The organism is Kocuria sp. UBA5001 (assembly GCF_002398425.1).
GTDB classification, from domain to species: domain Bacteria; phylum Actinomycetota; class Actinomycetes; order Actinomycetales; family Micrococcaceae; genus Kocuria; species Kocuria salsicia.
On sequence record NZ_DGYR01000021.1, the window covers coordinates 123,085 to 137,406 of the forward strand.

Consider the following 14,322-nt stretch of genomic DNA (forward strand, 5'->3'; position numbering starts at 1 on the left):
CAACCCCGTCGATCCGGGCCCCGTCGACCCCAACCCCGTCGATCCGGACCCCGAACTCTCGCAGCCCACGGTGCCGGATCCCCCGAACCCGGGTGCGCTCGACCCTCAGACGCCAGCCCCTGTCGACACGGATGCGGCGGTCACCGATCCCGTGGCGACAGCGCCTGAGCAGCCCGAGCCGGTGCCGACAGGCACCCAGATCGCCTCCGGGGCCCTGCGTCCTGCCGATCCGTCGGGCGCGACGGGAGAATTCGCTGCCTCCAGCCCACAGGGTCGCGTGGTGGACGTTGGATAATCCTCCTGTAGAAGTCGGCTGAGCCGCTGGGTGAGGCGGACAGTGCGCGGCCGTCCAGCGTTCCGGCGACCTGCCCGCCGCGCGAATCCCCGGTCCCCACCCCGCGGCGTGCGCACTGCACATCTCTCACGCGCTCCGGCCCTCTGGCGGGCCCTCGGGCACGGTGGACGCATGACTACTTCAGGGGTGATTGCGCGGGGCCCGGCCGGCAGCGGTGGTGGGGACGTGAGTGGGTTTGCACGCAGCCGCAGCGTGGCCCTCGTGGGGCTGGATGGCCACGTGGTGGAGGTGGAGGCGGACATCGGCCAGTCCCTCCCGGCCTTCACGATCATCGGGCTGCCGGACCAGGCGGTGAACGAGTCGAAGGAGCGCATCCGTTCCGCGGCACGACATGCCGGGGTGCCACTGGCCCCTCGCAAGATCACGGTAAACCTCTCACCCGCCACGTTGCCCAAGCGTGGTTCGCACTTCGACGTGGCCGTCGTCATGGCCGTGCTCAGCGCGCAGAGGGTGATCCGCGTACCCCCTGACACCGTGTTCTACGCGGAGCTGGGCCTGGACGGGTCCCTGCGGCCCGTGCGCGGCGTGCTTCCCTCGGTCCTGGCCGCCGTGCGGGCCGGAATCACCCGTGTGGTGGTCGCGGAGGAAAACAGGGCCGAGGCGGAGCTGGTGTCGGGCGCCTCCGTGAGTTCCGCGCGTCACCTCGCGGAGCTGCTGGTGGAGCACGGGGCCGATCCCGCGCTGCTCCAGCGCCTGAGTGTGTCATCTGTCACCCGCGCGGGACGGGGTCCCACCCCGGGGAGCGGGGCCGGGGAGGAGCCGGTCCGTGACCTGCGGGACGTCGTCGGGCAGGTCGAAGGGCGTCAGGCCCTGGAGATTGCGGCGGCGGGCGGGCACCACCTCCTGATGGTCGGCCCGCCGGGTGCGGGCAAGACGATGCTCGCCGAGCGGCTGCCGGGCATCCTGCCGGACCTCGAGGACGAGGACTCTCTGGAGGTCACGTCGGTCCACTCCCTGCGCGGCGACGACGGGTGCTCGGCCCTCGTGCGGCGTCCGCCGTTCCAGGCACCGCACCACAGCATCACGCTCCCGGCCCTGTGCGGAGGTGGCAGCGGCATGCCCCGTCCCGGGGCCATCTCCCTGGCCCACCGCGGGGTGCTGTTCCTGGACGAGGCACCCGAGTTCGACCGGCGGGTCCTCGACGCGCTGCGGCAGCCCCTCGAGTTGGGAAGCGTGACGATTGCCCGGGCGCAGTCCGTGGCGCACTATCCCGCCAGGTTCCAGCTCGTGCTGGCCGCCAACCCCTGTGCGTGCGGCAACGCCGGCGGAACCGGTCAGACCTGTACGTGCAGCGCGGTGCAACGACGGCACTACTTTGGCAAGCTCTCCGGGCCGCTGCTGGACCGGGTGGACCTGCAGCTGCGGGTGCCGGCCGTCACGTACCGGGAACTCAGCTCCACCGGGGACACAAGGCCCGAGGACAGCGCGACCGTCGCCGCACGCGTTCTCGCGGCCCGCAGGGCCCAGGTGGAACGTCTCGCGGCCGTGGGCTGTCGGCTCAACAGCACCGTTCCCGGTTCGCTGCTGCACCGGCGGCTGTCCCCGGGGACGCGTGCCGTCCAGCCCCTGCGTGCCGCCATGGAGCGCAGGACACTCACTGCCCGGGGATTCGTGAAGGTCCTCCGGGTGGCGTGGACGCTCGCGGACCTGGCCGGGAGCACCGTCCCCACCCCGGAGCACGTGCAGCTGGCTCTTTATTTCAAGACGACGGTGACGGCATGAGCGCTGATTCCTCCTCCGTCCGGGCCTGCCGCGTGCGCCTGGCGCGGGTGATCGAGCCTAGCGACGTCGCGGGTCTGCTCCTGTTGGAAGCCCTGGGTCCCGAGGTGCTGTGGCGCAGCATCAGCGAGCTGCAGACACCCAGCGCGGCGCTCGTGTCCGTGTACCGGAAGGCCGCGCAGGAGGCGTTGCCCGGTGCGGGGACTCCCGATCTCGCCCACCGGTTCGCGGCGTGGCGTGCGCGGCTGCCCGTGCCCGATCCCGCGACGGACGCGCGCCACGCGGAGCAGATCGACGCGTGGACCGTGATCCCAGAGGATGCCGACTGGCCGGCCCAGCTCGCATTCCTGGGGATTCAGCAGCCGATCGTGCTGTGGGGCAGGGGCGAGCGCACGGCCCTCAACCGTCTGGAGCGCAGCGTGGCCGTGGTCGGATCGCGCAATGCCAGCGCCTACGGCTCCGCAGTGACGCGCATGATCACCGGCGAGCTGTGCGAGGCGGGCTGGTGCGTGGTCTCCGGCGGTGCCTACGGGATCGACGCCGTCGCCCACCAGACCGCCCTCGAGACCGGGGCGGAGCACGCAACCACCGTGGCCGTGCTGGCCTGCGGGGTGGACAGGGTCTACCCCGTGGCGAACGCCGAACTTCTGGGTCGGATCTGCCACCGCGGCGCGGTCCTGAGCGAGGTCCCCCTGGGGTGCGCTCCCACTCGGTACCGGTTCCTGCAACGCAACAGGATCATCGCTGCCCTCACCCGCGCCACGGTCGTCACCGAGGCTGCGTGGCGTTCCGGTGCCCTGAACACCGCTCGGCACGCGGCAGGTCTTTCCCGGGAGGTAGCCGCCGTGCCGGGGGACGTGCTCGTCGGGGGATCCGCGGGATGCCACCGGCTCGTGCGGGAGGACCACGCGGTGCTCGTGAGCACCGGCGGAGAGGTGCTCGAACTCCTGGGTTCCCTCGGCAATGCGGCAGCTGAGGAGGTCCGCAGCCAGAGGGCGGGCCGGGACCAGAGGCCTGAGGACCGACTGGATCCCGTGCAGCTTCGGGTCTTCGATGCCCTGCCCCTGCACACGGATGCGGACCCCTCCCAGCTGTGTCGTGTCTCCGGACTCGGGCCGGGGGAGGTGCTCACGAGTCTTGCGCAGCTGCGGGAGCTTGGGCTGGCCACGGACTCGCTGCTCGGCTGGCGACGGGTAGGCTCACCGCATGGACGATTGGGCACACGACGCAGCGGTGGCTCGTGAGCAGCGCGCGTCGTCATCTCGAGCCGCTGACCGGGCAGGGGAGAACGCTGGGCAGCGGCGCGGGCGGGAAGCCCCACCGCAGCGTCGTGGCGCGGAAGGCTCGACCGGGCTTGTCCCGGAGGTGAGCCGATCTTCGGAGGTGTGTCGAGGTGATGGGGAGCGCCGAGCTGAGGAGGAGCGCCGATCCGTAACCCCGGGGGAGTCCGCTTCGCCGCACGGTGACAGCCCTGCGCCGGGACCGTTGGAGGCGTACCTGCCGCAGTTCCGGGCACACCTCGCGCTGGAGCGCTCCCGCAGCGAGCACACCGTGCGCTCGTACACGAGCGATGTTATGGACCTCTCGAACTGGATGCGGGACACCGGGATCGACGCCATGGACCTCCTGGACCGCGACGCGCTCCGGGGCTGGCTCGCGCAGCGTCACCAGCGGGGGCTCGCGCGCAGCTCCGTCTCCCGGGGGATCGCCGCCGTGCACACCTTCTTCCGCTGGGCTGTGGACACCCAGGGGTTGCGGCACGACCCCGCGTCCGGACTGCGCGGTCCGCGACCGGCACGGCACCTCCCTGACGTGGTCGGAGCCGCGGCACTGGCCACCATGCTGGACGACCTTGCGGATGCAGCCCTCGGGGAGCACGACGACGAGCAGGCCGCCGCGTGCGCCGCCCGCGACTGGGCTCTGCTCGAGCTGCTGTACGCAACCGGGGCCCGCATCAGCGAACTCGTGGGCCTGGACAGCTCGCACGTGGACGCCGTGAACCACGTGCTCACGGTCACCGGCAAGGGCGACAAGCAGCGCAGGATCCCCTACGGAGACGCCGCGGGGGAGGCACTGGCCCTGTGGTTCCACCGGCGCCGCACCCTTGCGCGACCCGCGGCCGGCAACGCCGTGTTCGTGGGGGCCCGCGGCGCCCGGATCGACCCCCGGGTGGCGCGGCGCGTCGTGGGCGAGGCCCTGCGCGGCGTCCCGGACACGAGTGCCCGCGGGCCGCACAGCCTGCGCCACAGTGCGGCGACACATCTGCTGGACGGAGGAGCGGATCTCCGAACGGTGCAGGAGCTCCTCGGACACTCCACGGTGGCGACCACGCAGATCTACACGCACGTCTCCGTGGAACGGCTGAAGAGTGCTTACTCACAGGCGCACCCGCGGGCTTGACTTCTGCCCTCCCCGCAGACTCCGGGTTGACCGTCGATGGGCCCTGCTGGACAATGAGAGCGACCGGCGGCTCGCGCGGCCTCGAATCCGCACAGCTCCACCCGGTTGACTCCGAAAACTGAACATGGGCGCCGGGTGACACGGCTGGGGCCTCCGTGCAGGACGTTGGGGAAGACGTACCTACACAACGGAGGAACAGGCTATGTCTTCACCCACCACGCGGGGTGTGCTCTACGTGCACTCCGCACCGCAGGCGCTGTGCCCCCACATCCAGTGGGCCCTGGAAGCCGTTTCGCGTGGCCGAACGGATCTACAGTGGACCCCGCAGAACGCCGAACCCGGGTGCGTGCGGGCCGAACTGGAGTGGTCTGGCCGCGCAGGGACGGGCGCCCTTCTCGCCTCTGCCCTGCGCACGCTCGGACGCCTCCGCTTTGAGGTGACGGAGAACCCGAGCCAGGGCAGTGACGGCTCCCGGTGGTCCTTCACCCCGGACCTCGGCATCTTCCACGCCACCACGGACGCCGCCGGGAACATCTGCGTGAGTGAGGACCGCATCCGCTACGCCTTCGAGGCGGCTGGGGGGGACCCCTCCGCCGTCGTCTCCGAACTTTCCCTCGCGCTGGGGGAGGCCTGGGACGAGGAGCTCGAGCCCTTCCGTCACGCCGCAGAGGGAGCTCCGGTGCGCTGGCTGCACCGCGTGGGCTGAGACCGAGACCTTCCAACGTTCTCTGTGAGCCGCCCGGCGCGGCCGTCCAAGCTTTCCTGTCCCCGTTCCGTTGCGGGGGCTTGCGTCATTGCCCGCACTGCGACGACCGTGCCTGGATGACTGCTCGTCGTGAGCTGTGCAGAGCAAACCCTGCGTGGAGATCGCTGCGCCGAGAACAGCGTGTGGCGAACCGAGTGTCGAGAAGCGGGACCTGCCACGGACGTGAGAGAACCCCGGTCACCTTCCGTAAAAGGTGACCGGGGTTCTCCGCACTCGGGGAGTCAGGGCCTCTAGAGCCTCCAGGGCGTCAGCGTGTCCAGCATCTCAGAGCGAGCGGAACGCCGCCACGGAGTTGTGGCCGCCGAAGCCGAACGAGTTGGAGATCGCGACCATGTCCCCTGGGCGGAGTTCACGGGCAGTTGTCACCACGTCGAGGTCGATCTTCGGGTCCTGGTTGTCCAGGTTGATGGTGCACGGTGCCATGCGCTCGGTGAGAGCGAGCACGGTCAGCACACCCTCCACGGCCCCGGAGCCGCCCAGGAGGTGACCGGTCATGGACTTGGTGGCCGAGACAGCCATGTCGTCCACGGCAGATCCGAAGGCCGCCCGCAGCGCGCCCGCCTCGGGCACGTCCCCTACCGGGGTGGAGGTGGCGTGGGCGTTGACGTGCTTGATGTCCGCCGGGTCGATGTCCCCGGAGACCATGGCCTCGCGCAGGGCGCGTGCGGGGCCGCCCTCGTCGCCGGTGGCCGGCGCCGTGATGTGGTGGGCATCCGCGCTGAGACCGGCACCCGCGAGCTCGGCGTAGATGCGGGCTCCGCGGCCGCGGGCGTGCTCCTCGGACTCGAGCACGATGGCACCGGCGCCCTCACCCATCACGAAGCCGTCGCGGTCGATGTCGAAGGGACGCGAGGCGTGCTCGGGGTCGTCGTTGCGGCGGGACAGAGCCTGCATGGAGTTGAACGCGGCGATGGTCATGGGGTGGATCGCACTCTCGGCGCCGCCCACGATCACCACGTCCGCCTTGCCGGAGCGGATCAGGTTCAGGCCCTGGAAGAAGGCTTCGGTGCCGGAGGCGCACGCGGACACGGGAGTGATGGCGCACGCGCGGGCCTTGAACTCCATGCTCACGGAGGAGGCGTTGCCGTTGGGCATGAGCATGGGGACCGTCATGGGCTTGACGCGGCGGGGGCCCTTCTCGACGAGGGTGTCCCACGCGTCCAGCAGCGTCCACACGCCACCGATGCCGGTGCCGAAGGCCACGCCCACACGGGTGGGGTCCAGCTCGTCGCTCGTGTCGGCGTCCGCACCGGAGAACCCGGCGTCGGTCCAGGCCTCGCGCGCGGCCGCCACGGACAGCTGACCCGAGGGATCCAGGCGCTTGGCCTGCACACGGGAGACGACGTCCTCCGAGGGTTTCGGGGACGTGGCACCGATGCGCACGGGCAGGTCGTACTTCTCCACCCAGTCCTGGGTCAGGGCATGGACGCCCGAGACGCCCTTGAGAGCGTTCTTCCAGGTCTCCTGGACGTTCTCACCGATCGGCGTGATGGCGCCGAGACCGGTGACCACTACTTTGCGGGACATGTTTGCACTTCCTCGTGTCCGAAATCGCAGGTGTTCCAGGGGCGGGGATGACCAACCGCCTGGTAGGACGGAGGTGGCGTGCCCCTCGTGCTGACAAGGGGCACGCCACCGCGCGCCGTGGGCTCAGCCCTGGGCGTTGTCGATGAAGTTGACGGCGTCCTCGACGGTCTTCAGGTTCTTGACCTCTTCGTCGGGGATGGTCACGTCGAACTTCTCCTCGGCGTTGACCACGATGGTCATCATCGAGATGGAGTCGATGTCCAGGTCCTCGGTGAAGGACTTCTCGAGCTGCACGGCCTCGGTCTCGAGTCCGGTCTCCTCGTTCACGATCTCGGCCAGGCCGGCCAGGATTTCGTCTTTGCTCGCCATATCGGCTTCCTTTCCTAGAGGTCGCAGTGCGCAACCGTACTGAGTCACACGGGGGTTCGGAAGAACCTCCGGGCGGGGCGTCCGATCACTCGGAACGCTGCAGGACAAGAGGTGTGCGGTCTAACCCTACGACACGCACGGGGGAGGATCAGGGCAGAAGAACCACTTGCGCTCCGTACACGAGACCGGCCCCGAAACCGATCTGCAGCGAGGGCTTGCCCGAGAGTTCGGGGTGTTCCGCGAGCAGGCGGTGGGTGGCCAGCGGGATGGACGCGGCGGAGGTGTTGCCCGCCTCCGCGATGTCCCGGGCCACGACGACGGACTCGGGAAGCTTCAGCACCTTGACCATCTGGTCGATGATGCGCATGTTGGCCTGGTGGGGCACGAAAGCCGCGAGGTCCTCGGGCTCCAGACCGGAGGCCTCCAGCGCCTCCTTGGCCACACGGGCACCCTCCCACGAGGCCCAGCGGAAGACGGTCTGCCCGTCCTGGCGCAGGGTGGGCCACAGGGTGGCGTCCTCGGGCATCTCGCCGGTCTCCGGGTCCACGAGGTCCTTGGAGAAGGTGCGCTGCCCGCCCTGCTCCACGGCGCGGATATCGGTGAGGGGGTGCGTCATGCGGATGGCATCCCACTTGGAGCCGTCCGAGCCCCACACGGAGGGGCTGATCCCGGGAACGTCGGACGGGCCGATGACCACGGCGCCGGCGCCGTCGCCCAGCAGGAAGGAGATGGAGCGCTCGGTGTTGTCGATGACGTCGGAGAGCTTCTCCACGCCGATGACCAGCACGTGGTCCGAGTCCCCGGAGCGCACGAGGGCGTCCGCCTGGGCCACGCCGTAGCAGTAGCCTGCGCACGCGGCGGAGATGTCGTACGCGGCGGCGGGAGTGGCGTCCAGGCGGTCCGCGAGCAGGGCGGCGCACGACGGCGTGAGGTACGGGAAGGTCACCGAGGAGACGATGACCGCGTCCAGCTGCTCGCCGGTGACCCCGGCGGCGGCCATGGCCTCACGGGCGGCGTGCTCCGCCATGTCGATCACGGACACGTCCGCCGGTGCGCGGTGGCGGGTGTGGACGCCGGTGCGCTTGACGATCCATTCGTCCGAGGAGTCGATCCACTGGCAGACGTCTTCGTTCGTGACGATCTCGGAGGGGCGGTAGGCGCCGATACCCAGGATCCGGGTGTGGGCGTTCGGGGTGTTCTGTTTCAAGGTCGCCACGGAAGGTCGACTCCTAACAAGGTGCGGTTCTCGGCGAGTGGGGTGTGCGGTGGGCACACGTCTCAGGTCAGGGTACTCCGCACCGTTTCGAGATCCTCCGGTGTGTTCACCGCGGTGGCTGGCACGCCCTTGAGACCGCGCTTCGCGAGTCCCACGAGGGTCCCAGCGGGGGGCAGCTCCACGATCTGCGAGACCTCCAGCTCGGCCATCGTCTCCATGCAGGCGTCCCAGCGCACCGGGCGGCACACTTGCTCCACGAGAGACTCGAGCACGGCGGTTCCGCCGGTGACGGCAGCGCCGTCGAAGTTGCTGAGCAGCGTGACGCGGGGATCCTGGGGGTTCAGCTGCGGCGCAAGCTCACGCAGGGGTGCGAGGGCGGGCGCCATGTGCTTGGTGTGGAAGGCGCCCGCAACCTTCAGCTTCACGACCTTGGCGCGGGTGGGCGGGTTCTCGGCCAGCGCGGTGAGCTGCTCCTCGGTACCGGCCGCGACCACCTGCCCGCCCCCGTTCGCGTTCGCGACGGTGACCCCCGCCGCGGCCAAGGCGGCGGCGACATCGTCCGGTTTGCCGCCCAGCACTGCGGCCATCCCCGTGGGAGTGTCGGCGGCCGCTCGGGCCATCTCCGCGGCGCGCACGCGCACGAAACGCATTGCGTCCGCCTCGGTGAGCACCCCTGCGAGTGCCGCGGCAGTGATCTCGCCGACCGAGTGTCCGGCGATCACGACGTCGTCCCGGGCCTCGAGCTGCGGGGCGAGCAGGCGCCCCGCCACGAGGCCGGCGGCCACGATCAGCGGCTGGGCGACGGCGGTGTCCTTGATCGTCTCTTCGTCCGCCTCCGTGCCGTAGTGCGCGAGGTCCAGCCCGGCAGCGTCCGAGAGCTGCGCGAGATGCTCCTGGACGCCGGGGACGGTCAACCACTCGGTGAGGAAACCTGGCTTCTGGGACCCCTGTCCGGGGCAGACAACTGCAATCACCAGTTCATTCCACCAAGTCACGCGGCACATGACGCCCATGCGGTGTCACCAAGCCGGGGGGCAAGATTTGTGGAGGTCCTACAACTGCGTGTCACCCGCCCGGATTCAGGCGCCCCGCGAGCACCGCACAGTGCAGCACGAAGGCGTCCCGGGGCAGCAGGGGGTCCCAGCCGGTGATGTCGCTGACGCGGCGCAGCCGGTAGCGCACCGTGTTGGCGTGCACGAACAGCTCGCGCGCGGTGGCCTCGAGCGAGTGCCCCACGCTGAGGTAGGTGGTCAGCGTGTCCACGAGACCGGTGGAGGAGGCGGAGAGCGGTTGCCAGACCGCCTCCACCATGGAGCGCAGCGCGAGCGGGTCCCCGTTGATGGCGCGCTCGGGCCACAGGTCCTCGGAGGCCGTGGGCCGCGGTGCCTGGGGCCACGCCGACGCCGCCCGCAGCCCCGCCTGGGCGCGGTCGGCGGACTGCTTGGCGTCGAACACGGAGCCGACCGTCGGACCGTGGACCACAGGGCCGTCCCCGAACACGGCCGCGAGCCGGGCGAGGGACTGGGTCTGGTCACGCAACCCTCCCAGCACCAGCACGAGGCGGTCCGTCTGGATGGCTACAAGGCACTCTGCGGCGTGGCGTCCCGCGGCGCGGCGGATGCGCTCCACACCCACCGGTCCAGTGGTGGCCGGCGCGCGGCCCACCATCACCGTGACGTCCCCCGCGTCCGTCCAGCCGAGCGCGGAGACGCGGGAACGCATGGAATCCGAGTGGTCCCCCCGCATGATCCCGTCCACCACCAGGGACTCGAGCCGGGCGTCCCACGAACCCCGGTTCTCGGCGGCCCGGGCGTAGACGTCCGCGGCGGCGAACGCGACCTCCCGCGAGAAGCGCAGCACGGCCTCGCGCAGCGCCACCTCGTCGTTGTGCTGCGCGAGCTCCGGAACCTTCTCCTCCACCACGTCCACGACGATCCGCAGCACCTGCAGCGCGTTCTGCAGTGTGATGGAGCGGGTCAGGTCCGTGGGCGCCTGCTTGAAGATCTCGGTCAGCACCCACACGGGCTCCTGCGGGTTCTCGTACCAGCGCACGAAGGACGCGATGCCCCGCTGCGCGAGCAGCCCGAGCTCGGAGCGCTCGTCCGGGCGCAGCTGCGAGAACCAGGGGAGAGAGTTGTCCAGGCGCTGCACCGCGACCGTGGATACCTGCCCGAGGTTTGCCTTCAGGTTCTCGAGGGTCTTCGGGTGGGGCGTGCCCTGCTGGCGGCTGCGCAGCGGCCAGGTCACCCGGCGGCTGGAGCGTGACTTGCGGGAGGCTGGCCCGGAGGCGTCGGTGGGCATGAGTCGAGGGTAGTCGATGCGCGCACGCGCGCTCCGCCCCCACGGGTCCGGGGACGACGCCGCCCCCGCACCGTGGAAGGCGCGGGGGCGGCGTCGTCGTGGCCCAGGATCACGAGGGGATCAGGCGTCGCCCCCGGCGTTGCCCGACTTCCCCGCGGCGGGGTTGGCGAGGTCGTAGCGCGTGATGGCCTCGGCCGGAGCAGACCAGTCGATCTCGCCGCGCTTGGCCAGCATCTCGAGCGTGCGCACCACCATGGAGTGCGCGTCGATCGTGAAGAACCGGCGGGCACCGGCGCGCGTGTCCGCGAAGCCGAAGCCGTCCGCGCCCAGCGTGGCCCAGTCGTTGGGCACGTACTGGCGCACGAAGTCCGGCAGCTCGGACGCGTAGTCCGTGGTCGCGACGACCGGGCCGGTGGCACCGGCGAGCGCCTGCGTGATGTACGGCGTGGCCGCACCGCTCTCCGGGTGCATGAACGCGGCGTGCTCGCACGCCATGGCCTCCCGGCGCAGGTTCGTCCACGAGGTCACGGACCACACGTCTGCGGAGACGCCCCACTCCTCGGCCAGGATCTTCTGGGCCTCCAGCGCCCACGGCACGCCCACGCCCGAGGCCAGCAGCTGGGCCCGGGGGCCCTCGGTCTCGGCCGGCTTGAGGAGGTAGATGCCGTTGACGATCCCGTCCACGTCCACGTTCTCCGGCTCCGCCGGCTGGTGGATGGGCTCGTTGTACACCGTGAGGTAGTACATGACGTTGTGGTCCTCGTCCTTGGACCCGTACATGTGCTCGATGCCGCGCTTGACGATGTGCGCGATCTCGTACCCGTAGGCCGGGTCGTAGTGGATCACCGCGGGGTTGGTCGAGGCGATGATCGGGGAGTGGCCGTCAGCGTGCTGCAGGCCCTCACCGGTCAGCGTGGTGCGCCCCGCCGTGGCTCCAATGATGAACCCGCGGGCCAGCTGGTCCCCGGCGGCCCAGAACTCGTCACCGGTGCGCTGGAAGCCGAACATCGAGTAGAAGATGTAGACCGGGATCATGGTCTCGCCGTGGGTCGCGTAGGACGTGCCCGCCGCGGTGAACGCGGAGGTCGCACCGGCCTCGTTGATGCCCGGGTGCAGGATCACGCCCTGCGCGGACTCCTTGTAGGCCAGCATGAGCTCGCGGTCCACGGACAGGTAGTTCTGACCGTTCGGGTTGTAGATCTTGGACGTGGGGAAGAACGCGTCCATGCCGAACGTGCGGGCCTCGTCCGGGACGATCGGCACGATGCGATGGCCGAAGTCCTTCTCCCGCATGAGGTCCTTGAGGATGCGCACGAACGCCATGGTGGTGGCGGCCAGCTGCTTGCCGGAGCCCTTCTTCCCGGACGCGAACGCCTTGTCCGAGGGCAGGGTGATCTCCGGCTGCTGGTGCGGGCGGTCCGGGAGGTAGCCGCCGAGCTCCTTGCGGCGCTCCTGCAGGTACTTGATCTCCGGCGAGTCCTGGCCCGGGTGGTAGTACGGGGCGTTGTAGATGTCCGCCTCGAGCTGCTCGTCCGTGATCGGGATGCGCAGGTGGTCGCGGAAGGTCTTCAGGTCCTCCAGCGTCAGCTTCTTCATCTGGTGGGTGGAGTTGCGCGCCTCGAAGTGGGGGCCCAGGCCGTAGCCCTTGACGCCCTGGGCGAGGATCACGGTGGGCTGGCCCTTGTGCTCGAGCGCCGCCTTGTACGCCGCGTACACCTTGCGGTAGTCGTGCGCACCGCGCTTGAGGTTCCAGATCTCCTCGTCCGTGTAGTCCGCCACGAGCTCCTTGGTGGCCGCGGAGCGGGCGAAGAAGTGGTCGCGGACGAAGCCGCCGGACTCCGCCTTGAACGTCTGGTAGTCGCCGTCCAGCGTCTCGTTCATGATGCGCACGAGCTCACCGGTGTGGTCCGCCTCGAGCAGGGCGTCCCACTCGCGGCCCCACACGACCTTGATGACGTTCCAACCGGCGCCGCGGAAGAACGCCTCCAGCTCCTGGATGATCTTGCCGTTGCCGCGCACCGGCCCGTCCAGGCGCTGCAGGTTGCAGTTGATCACGAAGGTCAGGTTGTCCAGCTTGTCGTTGGCGGCCAGCTGCAGCACGCCGCGCGACTCCGGCTCGTCCATCTCGCCGTCGCCCAGGAACGCCCAGACGTGCTGGTCCGAGGTGTCCTTGATGCCCCGGTTGTGCAGATACCGGTTGAACTGCGCCTGGTAGATCGCGTTCATGGGACCGATGCCCATGGACACCGTGGGGAACTGCCAGAAGTCCGGCAGGCAGCGCGGGTGCGGGTAGGAGGGCAGGCCGTTCGGGGCCATGGTCTTCTCCTGGCGGAACCCGTCCAGCTGGTCCTCGGTGAGGCGACCCTCGAGGTAGGCGCGGGCGTAGTTGCCGGGGGAGGAGTGGCCCTGGAAGAAGACCTGGTCCCCTCCGCCCGGGTGCTCCGGGCCGCGGAAGAAGTGGTTCAGGCCCACTTCGTAGAGGGTGGCGACGCCCGCGTAGGAGGAGATGTGCCCGCCCACGCCCACGCCGGGACGCTGCGCGCGGTGCACCATGACGGCCGCGTTCCAGCGCAGGAACGCGCGGTAGCGGCGCTCGATCTCCTCGTCACCGGGAAACTCTGGCTCCTGGTCCACGGGGATCGTGTTCACGTAGTCCGAGGTGGTCACCATCGGCACACCCACGGAGTGCGTTCCCGCGTGCTGGAGGAGGGCGCGCATCACGTACTGTGCGCGCTCGGTGCCCTGGGCCTTAATCAGGGCGTCGAAGGACTCGATCCACTCCTGGGTCTCCTGCGCGTCCGCGTCCTGGAGATTGTTCGTCAACCCACTCAAAATGTGGTGATTGCTGTCAGAAGACACGTGAACCTCTCTGTCGTCAGCTCCGCGCTGCGGGATCCCCGGTGTCGGAGCGGTGTGCCGTGCGACGGAAGGGGCCTGCACAGACCGGTCCCGTCATCCATCCATCGTGTCACAGGCTACGTGCTCAGCCCTTGCGACAACACGGTTCCGCCCGTCACACCGCCCGGAGGACACGCCGTCACACGGGGCGTGTCTCACCCCGCCCGGCGCCCGTGGGCTTGAACGTGCACCGGATCCGGTGTTGTCTTTGTTACGCACCGTTGGCACTCCCGTCACGGTGACGACGGTTCTGCACCACCGTTCCGCGGTGCTGTGGAACCCCCGGATCACAGCGCACGGAGATCGCGGCGCAGAAGGAGAGACACGGTGAGCGAGGCGAAAGCCCCCGAAGAGAGCATTGCGGAGCAGCTGAACCTGAAGGACGGCGACTACGTCCAGGAGTTCGGCTACGACGACGACGTCGATGCGCGGCTGCGGGAGCAGATCGAGGAAGCCATCGGCGCGGAGCTCTTCGACGAGGACGCGCAGGAGGTCGTGGACGCCGTCGTGCTGTGGTGGCGTGACGGGGACGGCGACCTCGTGGACGAGCTCGTGGACGTGCAGACCACGCTCGACGACGGCGGTGTGGTCTGGCTGCTCACGCCCAAGGCCGGGCGCGACGACCACGTCTCTCCCGCGGACATCCAGGAGGCGGCGTCCACCGCAGGGCTGCACGTCACGAGTACCGCGCGCGTCTCCTCCGACTGGTCGGTCTCCCGACTGGCACCCAAGCGCAACTTCTGAACCGCGCCGGGCAGATCCCAGATCCCA

Annotated in this window: 11 protein-coding genes and 1 pseudogene; 6 read left to right on the plus strand and 6 right to left on the minus strand. The window is 69.9% G+C overall.

All coding sequences use genetic code 11. The features are described 5' to 3' along the window. The 5 genes and pseudogenes from B3G12_RS11885 to B3G12_RS11905 form a co-directional block, all read left to right on the plus strand. Nucleotides 1-295: pseudogene (locus B3G12_RS11885) on the plus strand (hypothetical protein); the annotation flags it as partial. 171 nt (nucleotides 296-466) lie between these two features. Next, nucleotides 467-2,077: a YifB family Mg chelatase-like AAA ATPase gene (locus B3G12_RS11890; protein WP_290500512.1), complete on the plus strand. Its 1,611-nt coding sequence runs from the start codon at nucleotides 467-469 to the stop codon at nucleotides 2,075-2,077. Next, nucleotides 2,074-3,318, plus strand: a complete 1,245-nt coding sequence (gene dprA / locus B3G12_RS11895) for a DNA-processing protein DprA (protein ID WP_144942543.1) — start codon at nucleotides 2,074-2,076, stop codon at nucleotides 3,316-3,318. Before B3G12_RS11890 ends, dprA begins: the two co-directional genes overlap by 4 nt. Nucleotides 3,319-3,559: 241 nt before the next feature. Beyond that, nucleotides 3,560-4,474: a tyrosine recombinase XerC gene (locus tag B3G12_RS11900; protein ID WP_186366659.1), complete on the plus strand. Its 915-nt coding sequence runs from the start codon at nucleotides 3,560-3,562 to the stop codon at nucleotides 4,472-4,474. A gap of 202 nt (nucleotides 4,475-4,676) precedes the next feature. Continuing rightward, on the plus strand, nucleotides 4,677-5,180 hold the full coding sequence (locus B3G12_RS11905; protein ID WP_144942544.1) for a DUF3145 domain-containing protein: 504 nt from the start codon (nucleotides 4,677-4,679) through the stop codon (nucleotides 5,178-5,180). A 324-nt stretch (nucleotides 5,181-5,504) separates the two neighbouring features. On the opposite strand, the gene B3G12_RS11910 is transcribed toward B3G12_RS11905, so the two are convergent. The 6 genes from B3G12_RS11910 to aceE all read right to left on the minus strand — a co-directional run bounded on the left by B3G12_RS11910 (nucleotide 5,505) and on the right by aceE (nucleotide 13,512). Then, nucleotides 5,505-6,767: a beta-ketoacyl-[acyl-carrier-protein] synthase family protein gene (locus B3G12_RS11910; protein ID WP_145009321.1), complete on the minus strand. Its 1,263-nt coding sequence runs from the start codon at nucleotides 6,765-6,767 to the stop codon at nucleotides 5,505-5,507. Nucleotides 6,768-6,890: 123 nt separating this feature from the next. Continuing rightward, nucleotides 6,891-7,136, minus strand: coding sequence for an acyl carrier protein (locus B3G12_RS11915; protein ID WP_055082136.1), 246 nt, complete (start codon nucleotides 7,134-7,136; stop codon nucleotides 6,891-6,893). Nucleotides 7,137-7,284: 148 nt separating this feature from the next. Next, nucleotides 7,285-8,352, minus strand: coding sequence for a beta-ketoacyl-ACP synthase III (locus tag B3G12_RS11920; protein ID WP_144942546.1), 1,068 nt, complete (start codon nucleotides 8,350-8,352; stop codon nucleotides 7,285-7,287). Nucleotides 8,353-8,414: 62 nt separating this feature from the next. After that, the gene (locus tag B3G12_RS11925) at nucleotides 8,415-9,326 is read right to left on the minus strand and encodes an ACP S-malonyltransferase (protein ID WP_186367284.1); all 912 of its coding nucleotides are present in this window, start codon (nucleotides 9,324-9,326) and stop codon (nucleotides 8,415-8,417) included. Between the two features lie 91 nt (nucleotides 9,327-9,417). Then, a complete protein-coding gene (locus tag B3G12_RS11930) occupies nucleotides 9,418-10,653 on the minus strand; it encodes a PucR family transcriptional regulator (RefSeq protein ID WP_144942548.1) in 1,236 nt (411 codons plus the stop codon). A gap of 120 nt (nucleotides 10,654-10,773) precedes the next feature. After that, nucleotides 10,774-13,512: a pyruvate dehydrogenase (acetyl-transferring), homodimeric type gene (gene aceE / locus B3G12_RS11935; RefSeq protein WP_144942549.1), complete on the minus strand. Its 2,739-nt coding sequence runs from the start codon at nucleotides 13,510-13,512 to the stop codon at nucleotides 10,774-10,776. A 366-nt stretch (nucleotides 13,513-13,878) separates the two neighbouring features. Here aceE and B3G12_RS11940 point away from each other — a divergent pair, with 366 nt between their 5' ends. Beyond that, a complete protein-coding gene (locus B3G12_RS11940; protein ID WP_144942550.1) occupies nucleotides 13,879-14,295 on the plus strand; it encodes a DUF3052 domain-containing protein in 417 nt (138 codons plus the stop codon). Nucleotides 14,296-14,322 lie beyond the last annotated feature (27 nt).

Coding starts and splice junctions, on each gene's coding strand:
- B3G12_RS11890 (WP_290500512.1), top strand. CDS start 467: ATGACTACTTCAGGGGTGATTGCGCGGGGCCCGGCCGGCAGCGGTGGT.
- dprA (WP_144942543.1), top strand. CDS start 2,074: ATGAGCGCTGATTCCTCCTCCGTCCGGGCCTGCCGCGTGCGCCTGGCG.
- B3G12_RS11905 (WP_144942544.1), top strand. CDS start 4,677: ATGTCTTCACCCACCACGCGGGGTGTGCTCTACGTGCACTCCGCACCG.
- B3G12_RS11910 (WP_145009321.1), bottom strand. CDS start 6,767: ATGTCCCGCAAAGTAGTGGTCACCGGTCTCGGCGCCATCACGCCGATC.
- B3G12_RS11915 (WP_055082136.1), bottom strand. CDS start 7,136: ATGGCGAGCAAAGACGAAATCCTGGCCGGCCTGGCCGAGATCGTGAAC.
- B3G12_RS11930 (WP_144942548.1), bottom strand. CDS start 10,653: ATGCCCACCGACGCCTCCGGGCCAGCCTCCCGCAAGTCACGCTCCAGC.